Source organism: Leptotrichia hofstadii, from assembly GCF_007990525.1.
GTDB classification, from domain to species: Bacteria; Fusobacteriota; Fusobacteriia; order Fusobacteriales; family Leptotrichiaceae; genus Leptotrichia; species Leptotrichia hofstadii.
Map to the genome: position 1 here is coordinate 2,304,655 of NZ_AP019823.1, position 20,676 is coordinate 2,325,330.

Sequence of the window (20,676 nt, forward strand, 5' to 3'; positions counted from 1 at the left end):
AATTATCTAAAAAAAATACCACAATTTTAAATTATGGTTCTAAAAAAATAAATGGTACGGCCTAGGGGGATCGAACCCCTGTTACCGGGATGAAAACCCGAGGTCCTAACCACTAGACGAAGGCCGCACAAGTTTTTCAATGGTGGATCCAGCTGGACTTGAACCAGCGACCGCTCGGTTATGAGCCGAGTGCTCTAACCAGCTGAGCTATGGATCCATATGGCGTGCCTGAAGAGATTCGAACTCCTGGCCCACGGCTTAGAAGGCCGTTGCTCTATCCAACTGAGCTACAGGCACATATGGTTAAATTTAGATGGTGAGCCATACTGGGATCGAACCAGTGACACCTTGATTAAAAGTCAAGTGCTCTACCGACTGAGCTAATGGCTCATATTTTGGAGCGGGAGACGAGGGTCGAACTCGCGACATTCAGCTTGGAAGGCTGACGCTCTACCAACTGAGCTACTCCCGCATAATATGATTTCGTGGTGCCTCGGGCCGGACTTGAACCGGCACGGGATAAATTCCCACAGGATTTTAAGTCCTGTGCGTCTACCGATTTCGCCACCAAGGCATTTATAATGCTTGTTGTTTTTTCAACTCACAAGTACTCAATTATTATATCATAATTAATTTTTATTGTCAACACCTTTTTTAAAATTTTTCTTATTTTCTCATTTGGGTTTACCGCATACTCAAATACAACGCTAAAATATATAACAAAAACTAAGGCTTGCCGTTCTTTCTCTTGTTTTTGCAATAAAAGAATGTCTCACACCTAGAAATAATTTTACTGACTAAATATCATATATTTTATAAAATTTAAAAAATATTATTTTTACTGATTTTATAAAACAGCAGATATATAAAATTTACAATTGGATTCTTCTATCTTGCAAGACATTCTCTTGTACTGACTTTTATTAGTTCTCAACATACTCTCTTATAATTTTTTCTGCTTTTTGTGTAATTTCATCATAGCTTCCTTCTGGCGAGAATTTTTCCAGCACTGCCACTTCGATTTTTTTCGGTTTTGGGAACTTCATGTATCTTGAATATGCTTCAAATGCACCTTTTATTCCAAGACATTGGACATCTACATTCAGTTCCTTTGCAATTATGGCAAATACCTTTTTAAATTGGGCAACTTTTCCATCTTTTGTCCTTGCTCCTTCTGGGAAAATTACAATACTTTTTCCACCTTTTAAATATCCAACTATTTCTTCTACACTTTTTCTGATATTTTTGTTAATATCAATCAGAACAACATTTCCATTTGAAACAAGAAGTTTCATTACACCTTTTTTAAAATACCAGTCAATTGCTAAAAATAATGTATTAAAAACAATTTTATTTGGAAATAGTGATCCTAGAATTAATGGATCTGCAAAACTTTGATGATTTGATACAAAAATTTGCGGATTGTCTGTTAATTTTTTCCTGTCAATTTTTTTTACTCTGAAATATAAATCGACAATTGGCTGAAATATTTTTAAAAATTTTGTTACCCAACGGTTTTTATTGTCCTCTATAGGTTTTGTTTCGCTGATAATCTGTTTCCAGTCAATATCGTTGTCTTCAAATTTTGTAGCTTTTTGGTTGATGTATTCAGATAATAATTTTAAATTTGACATTCCAGCAAACTTTTCTTCATCCAGCTGAATTCCAAAACTGTTTTCTATAAACGCAAAAAATTCCACAATATCAAGTGAATCCATTCCGATTTCAAGTTCCAGATTTTCTTCTGGATGTGGCTCAATTCCTTTATTTTTCTTGACATATTCCTTTAATATTTTATATGCTTCATCGGTTGGTTCAGGTGTTTTCTCCTTTTTTACAACCTCATTTTTTTCGTATAAGTCCGGCAGCATAAATCTACGTGTCTTTCCAACTCTAGTTTTTGGCAATTCTTCCTCAAACAGCTTATAATCAAGCACTTTTTCATAGTTATGCGCCTTTAGGTTGTAATCTTCCACTATATTTTTTATATAAGCCTTTGTATTTGTAATTCCACGTTTTCTAAACTCTAACAGATCTGGAACGATTATTGCAGCTAACTTATTTTTGTAATTAAAAATACCAATTTCCTTGATTAATCCGTTACTTTGTGCAATTACCCTATTTTCAAGCGTTTCAGGGTCAATATTTTTACCATTTGAAAGGACAATCATTGTATTTTTTCTTCCACGAATTGTAACATAGCCTTCTTCATCAATTGCCGCCAAGTCTCCTGTCTTGAACCATCCGTCTTCAGTAATTACTTCCGCCGTCTTATCAGGCTTATTGTAATAACCTTTCATAACAATCGGACCTTTTACCCACAGTTCTTCATCCACAATCTTTATTTCGATGTTATTAAGTTTTTTCCCAACTGTTCCGATTTTTCTTTCTTTTTTTGAATTTACGGCGATAACTGGTGCAGTTTCGGTAAGCCCATAACCTTCAAGGGCGTAAAATCCTAATGTTTCATAAAACTTTGAAATTTCAGGATCCATTTTTGCTCCACCGACAACGATAAAGTCAAGATGCCCACCAAATTTTTTATGAACTTTTGCAAAGACTTTTCTTTTTATCTTCAATGATTTGACATTGCTCATCATTTTGTAAATAAATCGTGTAATGAATTTTGCGTCAATTTGCTGCTTTATTCCATCATAAAATAGCTTGAATACTCTTGGCACTCCTATTATTGCAGTTACTCTATTTTTTTCAAGCGCGTCAAATATTTCCTTGCTTGCAATTTTTTGTACAAATACAATTGAAGTCTGATATTTTAACATCAAAAGAACGCTTGCCGTCAAAGGCAGAACATGGTGAAATGGCAATATTGCCAAAATCTGATCCCTGTAATCAAATATCCCTTTTTCGTAAAGTCCTTCCATTTCAGTATTTAAATTATTGAAAGACAGCATTACACCTTTTGGGCTTCCAGTTGTACCTGAAGTATAAAGCATAGCCGCTGTTTCATCTCCAGATGGATTTTCAAGTTCAAACTGCATATTTTTTATAGCATTCATTTTTTCCTGTTCAACTGTAATTTTATCCACATTTATTATTTTTACAGTATTTTTTGAACTATATTTTTCAACTGCTTCAAAAACAGTTTTTTCTGTTTCATTTGAGCAGAAAATTACGTTTGGATGTGAATCTTCCAGCACGTATAAAATTTCGCCTGAATTGCTGTTTGCATCAAGGGCGATCCCAGCTGATTTTTTATCCCATACTGCAAAAAAGCTGTAAATCCATTCTGGACGATTTTCCATAACAATCAGTCCAAACTTCTCCTTTTCCAATTCAACTACATACTCAGAAAAATATTTTATATTATCTATCAAATCAATATAATTAATGTGCTTATTGTCAAAATCAACTAATGCCAGCCGCTCTGTTCTCTCTAAAAACATAATTTTGCCTCCTCTTTTTATTGGCATATCCAAAATTCAATTTAGTATACCATAATCATAAATAAAATTCAATTTCACATTACTTTGTATATAAAAAATTTTGTTCATAAAATATAATTTTGGAAGCCATTTTTACTATAGTTTTATTAACAAATTAAATATTTTTATTGATTATTTTGAAATATACTGTAAAATATAACTATAAAAGTGTGAAAAAAATAATTTGAGAAAGGAAAATAAACTATGAAACCAATTTTTGTTATATCTACAACTTATACAAAATCGCTTGAAGAAGTGGGAAAATTTAGACAGGAACATTTTAATTTTATTCAAAAAAATATTGATGCTGGAAAATTTATGGCTGGAGGGAGACAAAATCCACCAACTGGCGGACTTATTTTAGCATATAATGTAACAAAATCAGAACTTGAGGAAATATTAAAAGAAGATCCGTATTACAAGAATAATTTGATAGAAACTGTAATAACTGAATTTACACCTGCGTTGCTTGATAAGGATTTTGAAAAATTACAAGAAAAATAATTATTAATTTAGATTATCAATCATAGAATTTAAATTATCTAACACCTTAATTAAAAAAAAGAACCTACTCTATAATCAAATAAAATAGAAATAGGTTCTTTATTTTTGTATTTAACTTAAATCAAGAACTTAAAAAATTAATACCATCCTCTTAATTTCATTGCTTTTGCAATTCTTTCAATACTCTTCATATAAGCGGCATTTCTTAAATCTACTTTGTATTCATCCGCTAAGTTCCATACATCTTCAAATGCTGTTGACAATAATGCATCTTCTTTTTGTTGAACTTCTTCAAATGGCCAGTAGTAGCTTTGTAAGTTTTGTACCCATTCAAAGTATGAAACTACAACTCCACCTGAATTTGCCAGAATGTCAGGAATAACTATAATTCCTTTTTTGAATAAGATTTCATCAGCTTCTGGAGTAGTTGGCCCGTTTGCTCCTTCTGCAACTACTTTTGCTTTAATTCTGTCAGCATTTTCAGAAGTAATTTGGTTTTCCAAGGCACATGGAGCCAGAACGTCAACTTCTAATTCCAATAATTCAGCATTTGTAATGTCTTTTCCATAACCTTTGTTTTCTGTAATACGTCCATTTTCTTCAAAGTCTTTTATTACAGCTTCCATGTCAATTCCGTTTTCATTGTAAATTGCAACATCTGTATTTGAGAAAGCTATAATTTTTGCTCCGTCTTTATGTGCATAATATGCTGTGTAAAATCCGACATTTCCAAATCCCTGTACAGCGTATGTTGCTCCTTTAACATCAATGTTTAATTTTTCCAATGCTTTTTTAGCTGTTAAATTAACTCCGTATCCAGTTGCTTCTGTTCTTGCAAGAGATCCACCAAATTCTAAAGGTTTTCCTGTAAATACACCTTTTGTTGATTTCCCTGCAACTTCTTCATAAGCGTCAACCATCCATGACATGATTTGTCCGTTTGTATTAACATCTGGAGCTGGTATATCTACTTTTTCTCCAATAATTGGCGAAATTGCTTTTGCAAAGCCTTTAGAAATTCTTTCTAACTCAGCTTTAGAATAATCTTTAGGATCAATTGCCATTCCACCTTTTCCACCACCATAAGGGATTCCTGCTACTGAACATTTGAACGTCATCCAAGTTGATAATGCTTTTACTTCATCTCTTGTTACGTTTGGATGGAATCTAAGTCCACCTTTGAAAGGTCCTACCGCATTGTTATGTTGAGATCTGTATCCTACAAATGTTTTAACTGTTCCGTCGTCTAGTTTTACTGGGAACGATACTTCTAACACTCTCATAGGATTTTTTAGAATTTCATAAACAGCTGGATCTGCATTCAATTTATCACAAGCTGATTTAATTTGTTTTTGTGCAATCTCAAACGGATTTAATGTTTCTTTTGCCATCTTTTTTACCTCTCTTTTCTCTAGTCTATTTTGATTTTTAAACTTCATGTTAAAAATCTTCTCTACTTTTACATCATACTACAATTTTACATAAAATTGCAAGTATTTTTTATAGAACTTAAAATTTGCCTTTTACCAAAATATTTTAAATTGCATTGTAATTTAGATATAACTTTATTTTTTATTAATTTTTTTTCAGAAACATAAAAACAATTTGTATTCCAACTTAAAATATTGTATAATTAAAATATAAAAAGAACATAAATATATAAAATAGAATAAATATTTGACATAGATATTTAAAATAAAAGGAGATGATATGCAATGTTTAAGAAATTTTTTCTCATGGTTATTCTTACTATGGCAGTTATGGGATGCAGTGCACATGATATGGCTCTCTGGAAAGAAGCAAGACAGGAAAGAAGGGAAAGAGGAGAAACATGTTATAGAAGGCCTAGCGGTGAGTATTACTGCAAGGATAGATACGGAAACAGGACATACTAACCTATATGTGACATGGAAAAGATAAGATGGATGACAATGGTTTAAAAGCTATGAAATATATACAGAGGGCAGGGGCTTCCATACAGGGGAATGCTTCCCCGCCTTTTTTGTTTTAAGTAAATATTCTATTTCTACTCTATCTAAATTCTATTTCTTCATTAATTTTCTGATGAAAATCAATTCTGTTTTTGACATTAATAATAACACTGACTAACGATTATTGCTTTTTTTCTGAAAATTCATCCACTCAAATACATTTTTAAATGCCTTCCCATTTACATTGGCCTTTTCACTCCCACCTTTTCCAGCGTTACTTGGCTCAAATCCGAAAGTTTCGGTATCTTTGGAATTTTTTATTTTATCCCTGTTCTGCACACCTTCCACCTGATTATTCAAAAAATATATCCACGAAAAATGTCCGGGAAATCTTGAATTTGGCACATCTGTCCCAACTACATTTTCATAATACGAATACCACGCATTATCCGCTCCAGCCCTTAATAAATCTCTATATGTTGGAAGCGAGAATTTTTTCGGCGTAACAATTCCGTCATCTGCCGCCGCAATGAACCATACTGGCGTTTTTTTCATCTTCTGAATTTTTTCTTTTGTTACCCACAGTTTCTTAGTTTCTACAAATCTTGAAACTGCACTGTTTTTACCGCCTGCCGAAACTTCAATATTATTTGTCTTATAAGTTCCGTCGCTATTTCTTGCATATTCATGATAAGCATACGCCTCGCAAATCGGTACTGCCGCCGCAAAATAGTCTGGATAAGTAATTATCATATTTACAGTCATGTATCCTCCGTTTGAATCTCCAGCAAGGTAAATTCTGCTTGTGTCAACATACGGATTATGTTTTACGTATTCCTTGATTGTATCCATCAAAATTTGAGTGTATCTTGAATTTCCGCTTCCATTTCCATTAGTCCCATCACCCTCATCCATCCAGTAAGTTGGCGACTGTACAGCCAGAACAAATGCTCCTTTTGTATCAGTTCCTCCTGCAGTAAAATATTTCTGAATTTCCTCTTTCGCAAGTGCCGAAGTTTCTGTGCCCAGAATATCAATATCAGGATCTGTTCCACCTTCCCCTTGTCCATGAAGCCAAACAATTAAAGGCTTTTTTCCTCCTAATTTTAACTTTTCAGGCTCATAAGCCGCCATTTCCAGTTTTAGATTTTCTATTTTTTTAGTAATTGGATTTTTATAATTTCCACTAAATGAACTTCTATAATTAAACAATTCTGTATCAGCCGAAACTCTATTATTAATTACATCCTCTTTTTTACTGACTAAATAATCTTTCCCATCAACTGTAACTTTCCCCTCGATTTCCACAACATATTCTTTTACCCATTCATTAAAAAATTTCTGTCTGTTATAAGCAAAGGGCGAACCTTCATATTTCAACGTATTAGGATTAAACTTATTTTCTAATTCAAGTGTAACAATCCCAGTATCAAAGGCTTTCTCTCCTTTCTTATCTGAAACATGCACATTTGTTACTTTCCTCTCAAATCCATTTGTCCTTACTTTCCAATCATTTTTATCAAGATTCGTAATTCTATAATCACCCATTTCCAAAATAACTTTGCTCACAGCAGGCCCGCTCTCAAAACCTTGCACAAAAATGTTAATTTTCTTTATCCCGTCATAATTTGATAAATCCACAGTTTTTTCACTCACTTTCACATTTCCAATTTTTTTCCTGCTAACTCTTTTCTTATTCGCACTATTTCCAATTACTCCAGAAATTAGCATAATAAACAAAATTATTGCTAGATTTTTTTTCATAATCCGTCACTCTCCTTCACAATATTGTTTAAAATTACATTTGTTATACCCCATTTTCTTTTAAAGTCAATACCATTTTGAAAAAAACTATAACTTAATGATAAAATTTAATTAAAAGATATTTTAATAGTTACGCAGGTTATGTAACAATCTTGTAAAAAATAAAAACTGCCATATTATATAAATACAGCAGTTTTCTTAAATTATATTTTTAGTTCATTTCAAATTCGATGTAGACAGTTTTTGAAATATTTAATTTTTTTGGCGAAATTACGATGTTTCTTCTTGTGGATTCATCAAGAAGCTCCCTGTCGCTTTTTTTCACTTGCACTAGGTTAGTCGCATAATTGGCTTCATTGTAATAGTTGTAGTTGTAATCGTAATAAGGCTGGATAACTCCATATGATTTATCTGTGATTGTAACGGGATTTTTTAGGTTTAAATCTGTTTTTCCTAAGATAACTTGCGCTTTTTTCAAGGCTTCCTTGTAGGCATTTTCGTAAAGTTCATTTTCCAGCTGCTGCTTATTGTCAATATCGTATTCGATTTGCCCAGTCGTACCGATTCCCAATGTGCTTGCTACATTTATGATGTTTCCAAGATTTTTTAAATCTCTTGTTTCAACTTCTATCTGGTGTGAAACGACTTGGATATTTTTTTTATTGCTTGTTCTTTTTTCAAGGCTCACTTCCTTATTGTCGTATCCTGAGATTTTTACTGAACTTGCGGGAATTCCTGCTTTGCTCAATTTTTGCTGAATATCATTAAATTTTGACATTGCATTCTGGTATGCCTGTTTATTTGTCGCATCCTGAGATTCAACAGTGAAAATATATGTCCCGTTTTTACTTCTGTTCAAGGAATAAATTTTTTCAGCTGCAAGAACACTCATAAAATTTTTCAATGTATCAAGAGAAATTCTGTCAACTTCTACTGAAAGTTTTGTTTTATATTCCTTTTTCCCTTTGTTTTCAATTACTGTATCCCAGTTATATGTTTCATAGGTAGAATATCCTGTCGAATTAATCTTGTTGTATTTTGTCCCGGTTTGAGCAAGCAATCTTTTATATCTTTCTAAAATTTTAGAATTTTCAGCACTTGCCTTATCCAGACTTTCGTTTTCAGTCTGAATTGTAAGGGCAATTTTTGCCGAATTTGGCATAATTTCCTTTTGTGAAACTCCTCTAACCTGTATTCTTTTTCCAGCAACTTCGCCATCTGCAAATGACAATACTGAAAAAATCATTATAAGTAACGCTATTATTTTTTTCATTTTAAAATTCCTTTCTAAAATTTAATTTTCATTCTTTAAACATAGTCTAGTATAAATATAAAGTTATACTATTTTTGTTATTTCATTTCATACATAACTGATATATTTTGTACAAGTTTTAATGGTTTTGGAGTATAGTCAACTCTAGGTTTACTAGCTCTCATTGGCACAGGTGCGGACGCTGCCACTGACTTAGTTATCATTCTATCATTTGAATACTCAAGTTCTGCCGTTGGCGCCGCATTATAAGCCACACTCCAGTCCTGATCAATCCTGTCAATCATCTTTTGCTGAAATTCCACATCTTCACTCACGATAATCGGTGTTCCCAATTTCATCTTACTGGAACGCAAAATGCTTTCTGCCTTCTGTTTTGTCTGATTATAGGCATCTTTGTACATTTCTGACTCAATTCTGTCTTTGTCTGACAAGTCAAAGTTAATTGAGCCGTTTATGTTTATTCCATTATCATCAGCAATTGAAATTATTGTATTAAGCTCCTTTATATTTTTTGTCGTAAGTACAAATTCATTTGTAACATAGTAGACATCTTTTCTTGAATTTTTGTTATCTGCTGTATAATTTTCTTTTATCGTATAATCACTCAAAATAATATCACTTTCAGGGATTCCAGCCGAAATCAGCTTTCTTCTTGAAGTATTAAGTTTGTTAAATACTTTATTTAAAGCTTGATCAACAGTTGTTCCGTTTTCATTTATGTTAAAAGCAAATGTATTTTCATCAAAATTTTTCTGAATGCTTTGCAAATTATCCCCGTCTTCCAAGTCAATCAATGCTGAAATTTTGTTAAAATCTGTATTTTTTACTAGCATTGACATTTTCACATCATAAGAAGTTGGCTTTTTATCAGTCTTTTTGACAGTCTTATTTGGAACAGTTTTCACATCCAGAATATCTTCATCATTTTGATATTCGCTTACTTTCCTATTGTAAAACGCCTTTGTTTCCAAATTTTCAAGCGATATTTTCCTAGCTCTCAATTCACTTTTAAACTTCTCAATCTTCTTATTAACCTCATTAGTCGTCTGGCTTAAATTACTCCCCTTTTCCTCAATCTTAAAATTAATCTTTGCCAAGTCTGGCATAACTTCCCTTTCTGCATTCCCAGTAACACTTATCTTTCTGACAATATTCTCATTCGCACTAAACGAAATTATGCTCATCAGTGAAAAAAGTGCAATTGCTATCTTTTTCATATTTCCCTCCATAATTTTTATTTATTATTTTTTTAAATTCCATATCTTTTATATAAGTATAACACACGTATATTAAAAGTAAATGAGGGTTTTTATTTTTATTTCAAAATAAAATTAATCAAAAGAATTAAAAATTTTTGTCCTTTGTTGGAAAAGTTTGTAATAAATTTGTTATTTAAATGGAGTTTAGTATTAAAGTACAAATCTCAAATAAAATATCTACTATGTTTTAAAAAAATTGCAATTCGTTTTTTATCAAAATATTTTAAATTACATTGTAATATTTAGATATAATTTTATTTTTTATTAAATTTTTTTCAGAAATAGAAAAAGCAATTTGTATTCCAGATTAAAATATTGTATAATAAAAATATAAAAAGAACACAAATAGTTAATACATAATATGAAATAAATATTTAAAATAAAAGGAGATGATATGCGATGTTTAAGAAAATTTTACTCATGATTATACTTGTTATGTCCGTCGTGGGATGTGAACTGCTTGATCCTAAAGGTTGGAAAGAAGCAGAACAGGATGCTGCTGAAAGAGAAGAAACATGTTATAGAAGGGCTGATGGAATTGTCTACTGCAAGGATAAATATGGAAATGTCTATTAGCTATATGTGACGTGGAAAAGATAAGATGGATAACAATGGTTTAAAAGCTATGAAATACATACAGAGGGCAGGGGCTTCCCATACAGGGGAATGTACTCCTGTCTTTTTTTGAGTAAATGTTCTATTTCTATTCTATCTGATACTATTTTCCATTTAATATAGTAGAAATCAGAAAATTTAATGAATTTTCCTCAGAAATAGAAAAAGCAATTTGTATTCTAACTTAAAATATTGTATAATAAAAATATAAAAAGAACACAAATAACTAATACATAAAACAGAATAAATATCTGACATAGATATTTAAAACAGAAGGAGATGATATGCAATGTTTAAGAAGATTTTGCTCATGGCTATACTTACTGTGGCAATTATTGGATGCAGTGCACGTGATATTGCCCTATGGAAAGAAGCGGAACAGGAAAGAAGAGAAGAAGGTAGAAGATGTTATAGAAGGGCTAACGGAGAAGCCTACTGCGTAGACAAGTACGGAAACAGGACATACTAGCTATATGTGATAAAAGCAGGAGCTTCTCATACAGGGAATGCCTTCCTGCTTTTTTTGAGTAAATATTCTATTTCTATTCTGTCTGATACTATTTCCCATTTAAATAACAAATTTATTACAAACTTTTCTAATTAATAAAGTATATAAACCTAATTTTTTCAAGTAATTTAAGATATAATTTTCACCTTTTAAATAGATTCTAGTATGAATTAATTTGTCGGAGCATTTTTCTGTGCTGGCAAAACTGTTTGAGCATAGTGAGTTTTTTGTCAGTGCAGAAAAATGTCGTAGACTAGCCATAGGTTGTAGGATTTGCGGCAATGAGCAATCCTACGAAAAGAAAAAGAAAAAACATAATAATATGAAAAAATATTTATTAATTAAAATATATAAAAAATAATTTAATTTAATAATTACGAATTAGCTATTAAACAACCCTATTATGAAAATCTCGCATGGATACTTAAAAATTAGATTTACAAAATACCACATTAATTTCATCTCTATTTTGCCTGTTACCTTTTTAACATCATTTAATTCTTCGTTATCTTGTATTAGATTAAATTCCATATTTGTATAAACTACGCTTTGTAATATGTCACATAAATCAATTTCTTCTAGGTAAGATTTTTCCAAAAATATAAAAGCCGAATTACAAGTTAAAAAAATAAATTTATATCATTTTTTCAATATTTATGATATTATATAGAGTAAAGAATTAACAATAAAAATAACGAGGTGAAAAATGGCCACAAAATATAAATTTAATTATGGAAAATTTTTTAGAACTATTATTGTACTGCTTTGTTTAGTGGCATTAATAAGATTTGGCAAGGATGTTTTTGAACGTCATTTTTTTAACACTAGACTTACAGTTATTCCTGATGTCATAAATCTTGACAAAAAGGATGCAATAAAATATTTGAAAAAGGCTGGACTTAAGGTTAAAGTTATTAACTCAAAGACTGAAAAAGTTCCGCTAGATACGGTTTATAATCAGGATCCACGCCCAGGCAAGGAAGTCAAAGTAAACAGAGTTATAAGAATATGGGTAAATAACGGAGAAGATGTAAAAGTTCCTAATATTATTGGACTGGAACTGCTTGAAGCAAGATCTCGGTTAAAAGGGCAAAATATTCAGATTGAAACGATTGATTATTACCCATCTAATCAGAAATATAATACAATTTTGGGAGTTTATCCAAAACCAGGTACAAAACTTGAGATTAACCAAAAAATTTCGATACTGGTTTCTTCACAGCAAATGGTAGATCCGTCAGTTATGCCAAATATAACAGGACTTGACTTAAATGATGCGAGAGAATTGTTAAAACAAATTGGGCTTGATATTGGAAATATTTCACGTACAAGTGACCCAACATTGCCTGTAAATACAATTATTTCAACAAATCCTGCGGCTGGAACGAAGATTCAGAGAGGACAGAAGGTATCGATTGTATTGAATACTGGAGCCGCTCCGAAAAAACGTGAAAGATCGACAGAGGAAATTATCAATCAGTCTCAGGAAGAAATAGATAATCAGGAAATTGAGAAAATCATTGACAACACAATCAACAAAATGGATCAGCAAGGCACTGAACAGAAGAATAACGGAAACACACAATCTCCTCCACGTAACAACACACAAGGCGGCGGAAATAATAATGATTCTGGTGGCGATGAAGATAGCGACGAATAGTTAAAAGGATTAAAAATTTAGAAAGGAGATGGGAGTTATTTTGAATGTTATTTTGAAATTTCTCCCAAATATTTTATCAAAGGAAAAGTTATTAGAAAAATAAAAGGATTTTACTATGTTTTAGACGAAAATTCCAAAAATTTGAATGAAGAAAATATTTATGAATGTAAACTACGTGGAACATTAAAAGTAAAAAATGATAAAATGAACTGTATTATCGGAGATCTTGTAGAATTTGACGAAAAGGAAAAAGTTATTGAAAAAATTGAAAAAAGAGAAAATTTTTTATATCGTCCACTAATTGCAAATATTGATTTTATCGGTATTCTATTTGCAATAAAAAGTCCGAATTTTGATTTTACAAATTTTCAGAAAATGCTGTTAAACGCAAATTCTCAAAATATTCCAGTTGTGCTAATATTGTCAAAAATTGACTTAGTTTCAAAAGAAGAACTGGGGGAATTTTTTAATAAATTTAAACAAATTTTTAAAGAAACAATTTCTATTTTCCCAATTTCAACTGAAACGAATACTGGAATTACCGAATTAAAGCAATATATAAACAAAAAATCAGTTGTAATTTCAGGACCATCGGGTGCCGGAAAATCCACGCTTATAAACACTCTAATTGGTAAAGAAGTACTAGCTACAAATGATGTCAGCCAGAAAACCAAAAAAGGGCGGCATACAACAATAGAAAGCCGATTTTTTATGTCAGCACCACATTCATACATAATAGACACTCCAGGATTTTCCACATTAGACTTTCCAAAACTGGAAGAAAAAAAGGAACTGGAAAAATTATTTCCAGAATTTTTAGAATTTATTCCTAACTGCAAATTTCGAGACTGTATTCACGTAAACGAGCCAAACTGTGCAATAAAGGAAAATGTGGAAAATGGTAATATTTCGCAAGAACGATACGATTTTTATCTACATTCATTACAAAATATAAGATTTAATAAATAATTTAAAAATAAAAAATGGAAAGAGTTGATTTTTATGATTAAAGAAAAAAGGACAATAATTGCACCTTCACTGCTTGCTGCAGATTTTAGCAAATTAAAAGAAGAAATTACGCAAGTGGAAAAACTGGGAGCAGAATATCTCCATTTGGATGTTATGGACGGAAATTTTGTACCAAATATCAGCTTTGGAGCTCCTGTTATTTCATCTTTACGAAAACATAGCAATCTTGTATTTGACGTTCATTTGATGGTAAACGAACCAGATTACCTAATAGAAGATTTTGCACAATTCTCAGACATAATCACAGTCCATGCTGAAGCTGCAAAGCACTTGAACAGAACAATCCAGCTAATAAAATCTTTTGGAAAAAAAGTAGGAGTTGCATTAAATCCTTCTACTCCACTGGATGTTATAAAATATGATCTGGATAACATTGATATGGTGTTAATTATGACTGTAAATCCCGGTTTTGGCGGACAAAAATTCATTCCTGAAATGATTCAAAAAATAAAAAATTTGCGAAAAATTAACCAAAAGATTGATATTGAAGTGGATGGAGGAATCAACGCTGAAACTGGAAAACTGGTAAAGGAAGCTGGAGCAAATGTGTTAGTTGCAGGTTCATATATTTTTAGCGGAAATTATAAAGAAAAAATTGAATCTTTAAAATAATAATTTTAAAAAATAAATAAAGTTATGAAAAAGTCAGAAATAAAGTAAGAAAGGAACAATTAAAATGTATGAAAAAATAGAAACTCTATTAGACAAATTCTATAAAACATATTATAAAATTGAAGAAATAAATTTGAATCAGGTAATTAAATGCTTGACTACATCTGAACTTCATATTATTGAAGCGATCGGGGAAAATGAAATTACAATGAATGAACTGTCTGACAAACTGGGCATTACAATGGGAACAGCCTCAGTCGCCGTAAACAAGCTGACTGACAAGCAATTTCTGGAACGCTCCCGGTCGGACGTTGACAGGCGTAAAGTTTTTGTAAAGCTTACTTCAAAAGGAAAAGTCGCATTAAACTATCATGGAGATTTCCACTCAAATATTCTTGAAAAAATTACAGATGATATTCCATCAAAGAAATTAGAAACATTTATCGAGGTTTTTGAAACAATTGTACAAAATCTGGATAAAGTCAAAAAGGATATTCAGCCTGAATCAATACTAAATTTTGAAAAAGACGATCTGGTTCAAGTTTCATCAATAAAAGGAAGTGTTGCAATCAGAAAATATTTAAACGAAAAAGGTGTTATGATAAAATCACTAATAAAAATCATAAATATTGATAAATATTTGATAACTTTGCTCGTAGATGGGGATGAGAAGATACTAAATATTGAAGATGCAGAAAATATTATGGTTAGAAAAAATGCTTTTTAAGAAAGTCCACTATTACAAAATCATTGAATAAGATAATAATAAAACAACATAAGAACAATGACAATTAAATACAGTAACTGTGATAAATTTTTTGATTTTTTATTGACAATTTTATAAAAATAGAGTAGAATTAATTATATCAAACCCCCTGCAGTATTTTAAATAATACAAGGTTAGCATACCTACGCAGGGCTTTTTTTTAGGAGAATTTAAGAATCAATTTATTAAGATTAACCGAAAAAGTCGAAATTTCATTAAAAACTAAATTTTCTTATTTAATAGGTGAAAAATTTGGAGCTTATGGATACCTAGATTTCTATAAGTGGGGCGATAAAACAGAATATTGTAGATATAAAATTTTCCACAAAGCCCAAAATATTAGATGAATTTAAAAACAAATTATATTTTGTTAATGGTAAAATATCCGATAGGATAGCAGTATCAATTTTAATATTAGAATATTTAGCTTTTGTAATTAATTTAAAATACCCAGATGGGGCTATTAGAAAAAGTTTAAAAAAATTATGCCGTAACAAAATAGATGAAGAAGCTCAAAAATTAGGTTTTAAAGATTTTGAAATAATTAAAAATTTAAAGATATAATCACAGTTATTAATCTAATTGTGATTTTTTTTATAAAAATAAAATATATCAAGGAGGGAATATGCTTTATTTAGATGGAATTGGGATTTCATTTTTGATAAAAGAAATAAAAGAAAAAATATTACGATATAAACTGACAAAGATTTTCCAATATGACAGAGTTTCATTTTCACTCTTTTTTGGAAAGAATAACTTGATTTTTCAAGTAAAGGACAATTCAACAATTTTTTACTTAAAAGACGAAAAAGATCCAAATACTGATTTTCAATCAAAATTTTTGTTATCACTAAAAAAACATTTACAAAATTCAATTTTAATAAATATTCGTCAGGAAGGTTTTGATAGAATTGTATATTTTGACTTTGAGAAGTTAAATCAATTTGGAGATGTGGAAAAATATACATTAATTATTGAAATTATGGGAAAAGCAAGCAATATTTTCTTAACTAGCAAAGATAAAATTCTCTCTGCTCTCTATTTTACTTCAATTGATGTTGGAAACCGTGTTATTATGACAGGTGCAAGATATACTTTGCCATTTGAGGAAAAAAAGATTTCGCCACTTTATCTGGAAGACGAAAATTTTCCATTTAAAACTGAAACTTTTATGGAAAAAATCGAAGGTGTCGGACGGGCCTTTGCACTAGAATGTTCACAAAACTACGACACTTTCAAAAAATATTTATCTAGCTATAAACCAGTAATGTATGAAATCATAAATCGTGGGAAAATCCAGAAAGTGCTAACTTACAACGAATTTTCTGAATTTAATCAAAAGGAAAATACAACTTTAGAAAATGAAAGAAAATATTTTGAAACTTTAAACGAAGGTTTAAATGCTTATTTTAAAACAACTATTACTTCCAACGTTATTAGTGAAAAAAAGAAAAATCTACTAAAATACGTTGATTCACAAATAAAAAAATTCAAAAAAATTGAAAAAAATATAAAAGTTGACTTGAAAAAAAATGAAAACTTTGAAAAATATAAAAATATTGGAGATATTTTGGCGGCAAATATGCACCAGATAAAATATGGAATGAAAAAAATCACGGTTTTTGATTTTTATAATAATGAGGAAGTTACAATAAATCTGGATCCACTTTTATCTCCAAATGATAATTTAAACTTTTATTACAATAAGTATAATAAAGGAAAACGTACAATTTCAGCCTTAGATTCCAGATTTTTAGACATTCAGAATGAAATAAGATATTTTGAGGAAATAAAAATGTTTATCGAAAAGGAAAATGATTTTATTGGAATCGAAGAAATTGAAAACGAGCTGAACCTTTCAAATAGTGGAAATAAAATAAAAAACAAAATCAAGCTGAACAAGTCGAAAAAACGTGAATTATTATCGTTTGATTACAAAAGCTTTCAAATCTTCGTTGGAAGAAACAACAAGGAAAATGAAGAAATATCCTTTTCAAAAGGACAGCCTAACGACATCTGGATGCACGCAAAAGATATTCCTGGCAGCCATGTCCTTATTTTACGAAACAATCAGAAAGTTCCAGATGATGTTCTTCTGCATGCGGCAACTCTTGCTTGCGACTATTCCAAGGCTAAAAAAGGTGACAAAGTTACAGTTGACTACTGCGAAAGAAAATTTGTAAAAAAAATAAAAAATAGTAAACCCGGAAATGTGATTTATACAAACTTTCACTCTTTATTAATTGAAGTTCAATAACTTTTTTCTAAATAAACTGTATTGTTTGACTAACTAACAGAAAAAATGTTTTTCAAACTTATTGACAAATACCAAAAACTGTTGTAAAATTAAGGTAGAGATATAATTAAGGAGGATAAATAAATGGCAAGTAAAACAGTTACTATGACAAATCCTACAGGATTACATACAAGACCAGGTGGAGTATTTGTTGCTAAAGCAAAAGAATTTGAAAGTTCAGTAGAAGTGGAAAACGAAGGAAAAAAAGTAAATGGAAAATCTTTATTGAAATTATTATCAATTGGAATTAAAAACGGTTCAGAAGTTACAGTTCATGCTGAAGGACCTGATGCTGATGAAGCAGTTGAAGTATTAGGAGAATTATTAGCAACTATCAGAGACTAATAAATTGTAGTAATTAAGTAAAATAAAAATATTGTTTTTTATAGATTTGTTATAGAAAATATGTTTTATTGAACTAGAAAAAAAGACTTTCTTATTTTTAAGATTGTCTTTTTTTATTTGTTATTTATTTTCATACTAACTATTCTGTGAATTTATATTTTGGATTGTTTTGTTTAATAATTGTTTTTTCTTATACTATACTCAAACCTATTTAAAATTAAACTACTAAAAATTATATAGATTTAGGGTTTGATTAAAATAGTCATAACTTTTGAGTTTATTTTTAAAGCAGTTTTACTATAAATCCTATTTAAATAACGAATTTATTACAAACTTCTCCAATAAAGGATAAAAACCTAGTATTTCAAAATAATTAAAATATAATTTAATAAACCGACGGAGCTTTTATTTGTTCAACTGCGACTGTTTGACGACTGTAAGGAGGAGTTTCGGAGTTGGGCAAATAAAAGTCGTAGTCTAGCCATAGGTTGTAGGATTTGCGGCAATGAGCAATCCTACGAAAAGAAAAAATTAAAAAGTTGAATAATTATGAACCAGCTATTGAACAACCCTATTATAAAAAATTTATTCTCATTTTTAAACGGAAGATAATATAATAATTGTTTTTTCTTAATTTTATACTCAAATCTATTTAAAATTAAACTACTAAAAATTATACAAATTTAAGGTCTGAGTAAAATAGTCATAACTTTTGAATTCAGTTTTAAAGGAGTTTTATATCGAATTATTTTAAAATTTATAAAAAAAGCAGAAAAACTCCTAATTAATAAAAATTTTCCTGCTTAATTTGTTTTTCAATTAATTACTATTATTTTTCGCTTCGTTTCTTTAATGCCGCTTTTATCCAGCCTGTAAACAATGGATGTGGACGATTTGGACGGCTTTTGAATTCTGGATGGTATTGTGTGGCTATGAAGTATGGGTGATTTTTTATTTCGATTACTTCCACGTAATTTCCGTCTGGAGATAATCCTACGATATCCATTCCAGCTTTTTCAAATTCTTCTCTGAAAGCGTTATTAAATTCGTATCTATGTCTGTGTCTTTCAGCAATCTGAGTTCTTCCATAAACTCTTGCAGCTAAACTGTCGTCTTTTAATATACATGGATATGCCCCAAGACGCATTGTTCCTCCCATATCTTTCAGACCTTTTTGCTCTTCCATAAGGCTTATAATTGGATATGAAGTGTCCTTTTCAAATTCTGTTGAAGTAGCACCTTTATAGCCAAGCACGTTTCTTGCAAACTCTACACACGCCATTTGCATTCCAAGACAGATTCCAAAAAATGGAATGTTATTTTCCCTTGCAAATTTAATCGCTTCAACTTTTCCATCTATTCCTCTGTCGCCAAATCCACCTGGCACTAAAATTCCGTCATAATCAGCCAGTTTTTTCACGTCAAATTCTCCGGCCTTAAAATAGTCAATTTCAACTTTTGTATCAAGATTAAACCCAGCATGCTCTATTGATTCATGAATACTTATGTAAGCATCCTTTAATTCGATATATTTTCCAACAACTGCTACTTTTACAAGCTTTTTAGGATTTTTGAATTTTTCCACCATTTTAGTCCATTCAGTCAGTAATGGCTTTTCATTTTTTATTTTAAAATGCTTGCAAATTACATCGGCAAGTCCTAATTTTTCCATGGTTAATGGTATTTCATAAAGGCTTTTTGCATCAAGCGATTCAATAACCGCCTCTTCATCAATATCGCAGAAAAGCGAGATTTTTTTCTTAATATTTTCATCAACAGGATGTTCACTTCTCACTACAATCACATCTGGCGAGATTCCAAGTCCTTGAAGCATTTTTACGCTGTGCTGTGTAGGTTTAGTCTTAAGCTCTCCAGCTGCTTTCAAATATGGCAATAATGTTACGTGAATGTAAGCAATATTCTCTCTTCCAACTTCTCTTTTCAACTGACGAATCGCTTCAATAAACGGATCACTTTCAATATCTCCAATTGTCCCGCCAATCTCAGTAATTACAATATCCGAATTATTTTCTTCAGCCGCTTTTATAACATTGTACTTAATTTCATCTGTCATGTGAGGCACAGTTTGTACAGTTCCTCCTAAAAACTCCCCACGACGCTCTTTCGCAATAATTTTTGACATAATTTTCCCGGTTGTCAAATTATTATACTTTGTCAGATTCTCATTGATAAATCTTTCATAATGCCCCAAATCCAAGTCAGTTTCTGCTCCATCCTCTGTAACAAAAACTTCCCCATGCTGATAAGGGCTCATAGTTCCTGGATCCACATTTATATATGGATCAAACTTTTGAATTGTAACCTTATAGCCTCTTTCTTTTAGTAATCTTCCCAACGAAGAAGCCACAATTCCTTTTCCAAGCGATGAAACAACTCCACCTGTAACAAATATATATTTTGTTGAATCATTATGTGTATTCATTTTTCCTCCTATTTTCTATTCCTATTTATTCAATTTTAAATATTTTTGGCATTTTTATAAAATATCACTTAATTTAGTAAGTTATTATTTTTTAAACTATTCTATTAAATCTCTTTTTTCAATTTTGATATATTATGATTAATAAGTATTTTTTTTATTTTTATTTATATTCAAGTTTATTTTAAGCAGGGAGATCAATCGCCATCTCCCTGCACCCACGCTTTACGC

At 30.7% G+C, this 20,676-nt stretch carries 17 protein-coding genes and 6 tRNA genes; 11 read left to right on the forward strand and 12 right to left on the reverse strand.

All coding sequences use genetic code 11. From position 1 onward, the window contains the following. Positions 1-52: 52 nt before the first annotated feature. From FVE77_RS10860 to FVE77_RS10890, 7 genes are all read right to left on the reverse strand, one after another. Positions 53-127 (reverse strand) — tRNA-Glu (locus FVE77_RS10860). Between the two features lie 13 nt (positions 128-140). After that, a tRNA-Ile gene (locus FVE77_RS10865) sits at positions 141-217 on the reverse strand. A 3-nt stretch (positions 218-220) separates the two neighbouring features. After that, positions 221-297: transfer RNA gene (locus FVE77_RS10870), tRNA-Arg, on the reverse strand. Positions 298-314: 17 nt separating this feature from the next. Next, positions 315-390 (reverse strand) — tRNA-Lys (locus FVE77_RS10875). Between the two features lie 6 nt (positions 391-396). Beyond that, positions 397-472: transfer RNA gene (locus FVE77_RS10880), tRNA-Gly, on the reverse strand. A gap of 14 nt (positions 473-486) precedes the next feature. After that, positions 487-574: transfer RNA gene (locus FVE77_RS10885), tRNA-Leu, on the reverse strand. Positions 575-923: 349 nt separating this feature from the next. After that, positions 924-3,404 (reverse strand): AMP-binding protein, encoded by a 2,481-nt coding sequence (locus tag FVE77_RS10890; protein ID WP_026745738.1) that lies wholly within the window; start codon positions 3,402-3,404, stop codon positions 924-926. A 243-nt stretch (positions 3,405-3,647) separates the two neighbouring features. On the opposite strand from FVE77_RS10890, the gene FVE77_RS10895 reads away from it, so the two are divergent. Then, the gene (locus tag FVE77_RS10895; protein ID WP_026745737.1) at positions 3,648-3,947 is read left to right on the forward strand and encodes a YciI family protein; all 300 of its coding nucleotides are present in this window, start codon (positions 3,648-3,650) and stop codon (positions 3,945-3,947) included. A gap of 137 nt (positions 3,948-4,084) precedes the next feature. On the opposite strand, the gene FVE77_RS10900 is transcribed toward FVE77_RS10895, so the two are convergent. After that, entirely contained in the window at positions 4,085-5,338 is a 1,254-nt protein-coding gene (locus tag FVE77_RS10900) for a Glu/Leu/Phe/Val family dehydrogenase (RefSeq protein WP_026745736.1), read from the reverse strand. Between the two features lie 345 nt (positions 5,339-5,683). On the opposite strand from FVE77_RS10900, the gene FVE77_RS10905 reads away from it, so the two are divergent. After that, positions 5,684-5,842 carry a hypothetical protein gene (locus tag FVE77_RS10905; protein ID WP_408610381.1) on the forward strand — a complete coding sequence of 53 codons (159 nt, stop codon included), beginning with the start codon at positions 5,684-5,686 and terminating at the stop codon, positions 5,840-5,842. A 210-nt stretch (positions 5,843-6,052) separates the two neighbouring features. Here the strand turns inward: FVE77_RS10905 and FVE77_RS10910 are convergent, their stop codons facing one another. The 3 genes from FVE77_RS10910 to FVE77_RS10920 all read right to left on the reverse strand — a co-directional run bounded on the left by FVE77_RS10910 (position 6,053) and on the right by FVE77_RS10920 (position 10,132). Continuing rightward, positions 6,053-7,642: a prolyl oligopeptidase family serine peptidase gene (locus FVE77_RS10910; protein WP_026745734.1), complete on the reverse strand. Its 1,590-nt coding sequence runs from the start codon at positions 7,640-7,642 to the stop codon at positions 6,053-6,055. A gap of 211 nt (positions 7,643-7,853) precedes the next feature. Further along, complete coding sequence (locus FVE77_RS10915) at positions 7,854-8,915, reverse strand: SIMPL domain-containing protein (protein ID WP_026745733.1); 1,062 nt, start codon at positions 8,913-8,915, stop codon at positions 7,854-7,856. 77 nt (positions 8,916-8,992) lie between these two features. Next, on the reverse strand, positions 8,993-10,132 hold the full coding sequence (locus FVE77_RS10920) for an SIMPL domain-containing protein (RefSeq protein WP_026745732.1): 1,140 nt from the start codon (positions 10,130-10,132) through the stop codon (positions 8,993-8,995). Between the two features lie 441 nt (positions 10,133-10,573). On the opposite strand from FVE77_RS10920, the gene FVE77_RS12715 reads away from it, so the two are divergent. From FVE77_RS12715 to FVE77_RS10965, 9 genes are all read left to right on the forward strand, one after another. Then, on the forward strand, positions 10,574-10,750 hold the full coding sequence (locus tag FVE77_RS12715) for a hypothetical protein (RefSeq protein WP_026745731.1): 177 nt from the start codon (positions 10,574-10,576) through the stop codon (positions 10,748-10,750). A 349-nt stretch (positions 10,751-11,099) separates the two neighbouring features. Beyond that, positions 11,100-11,258: a hypothetical protein gene (locus tag FVE77_RS10925; protein WP_408610382.1), complete on the forward strand. Its 159-nt coding sequence runs from the start codon at positions 11,100-11,102 to the stop codon at positions 11,256-11,258. Positions 11,259-12,003: 745 nt separating this feature from the next. After that, entirely contained in the window at positions 12,004-12,957 is a 954-nt protein-coding gene (locus FVE77_RS10930; RefSeq protein WP_006805010.1) for a PASTA domain-containing protein, read from the forward strand. Between the two features lie 99 nt (positions 12,958-13,056). Continuing rightward, the gene (rsgA, locus tag FVE77_RS10935) at positions 13,057-13,926 is read left to right on the forward strand and encodes a ribosome small subunit-dependent GTPase A (protein ID WP_232052987.1); all 870 of its coding nucleotides are present in this window, start codon (positions 13,057-13,059) and stop codon (positions 13,924-13,926) included. Between the two features lie 33 nt (positions 13,927-13,959). After that, complete coding sequence (rpe, locus tag FVE77_RS10940) at positions 13,960-14,598, forward strand: ribulose-phosphate 3-epimerase (RefSeq protein ID WP_026745728.1); 639 nt, start codon at positions 13,960-13,962, stop codon at positions 14,596-14,598. A 64-nt stretch (positions 14,599-14,662) separates the two neighbouring features. Beyond that, positions 14,663-15,325, forward strand: coding sequence for a MarR family winged helix-turn-helix transcriptional regulator (locus tag FVE77_RS10945; RefSeq protein ID WP_026745727.1), 663 nt, complete (start codon positions 14,663-14,665; stop codon positions 15,323-15,325). Between the two features lie 248 nt (positions 15,326-15,573). Further along, positions 15,574-15,711 (forward strand): hypothetical protein, encoded by a 138-nt coding sequence (locus FVE77_RS13110; protein ID WP_408610402.1) that lies wholly within the window; start codon positions 15,574-15,576, stop codon positions 15,709-15,711. Between the two features lie 278 nt (positions 15,712-15,989). Further along, positions 15,990-17,621 carry an Rqc2 family fibronectin-binding protein gene (locus FVE77_RS10960; protein WP_026745726.1) on the forward strand — a complete coding sequence of 544 codons (1,632 nt, stop codon included), beginning with the start codon at positions 15,990-15,992 and terminating at the stop codon, positions 17,619-17,621. A 123-nt stretch (positions 17,622-17,744) separates the two neighbouring features. After that, on the forward strand, positions 17,745-18,005 hold the full coding sequence (locus FVE77_RS10965) for an HPr family phosphocarrier protein (RefSeq protein ID WP_006805017.1): 261 nt from the start codon (positions 17,745-17,747) through the stop codon (positions 18,003-18,005). Between the two features lie 829 nt (positions 18,006-18,834). Here the strand turns inward: FVE77_RS10965 and FVE77_RS10970 are convergent. Further along, on the reverse strand, positions 18,835-20,448 hold the full coding sequence (locus tag FVE77_RS10970) for a CTP synthase (protein ID WP_026745725.1): 1,614 nt from the start codon (positions 20,446-20,448) through the stop codon (positions 18,835-18,837). Positions 20,449-20,676 lie beyond the last annotated feature (228 nt).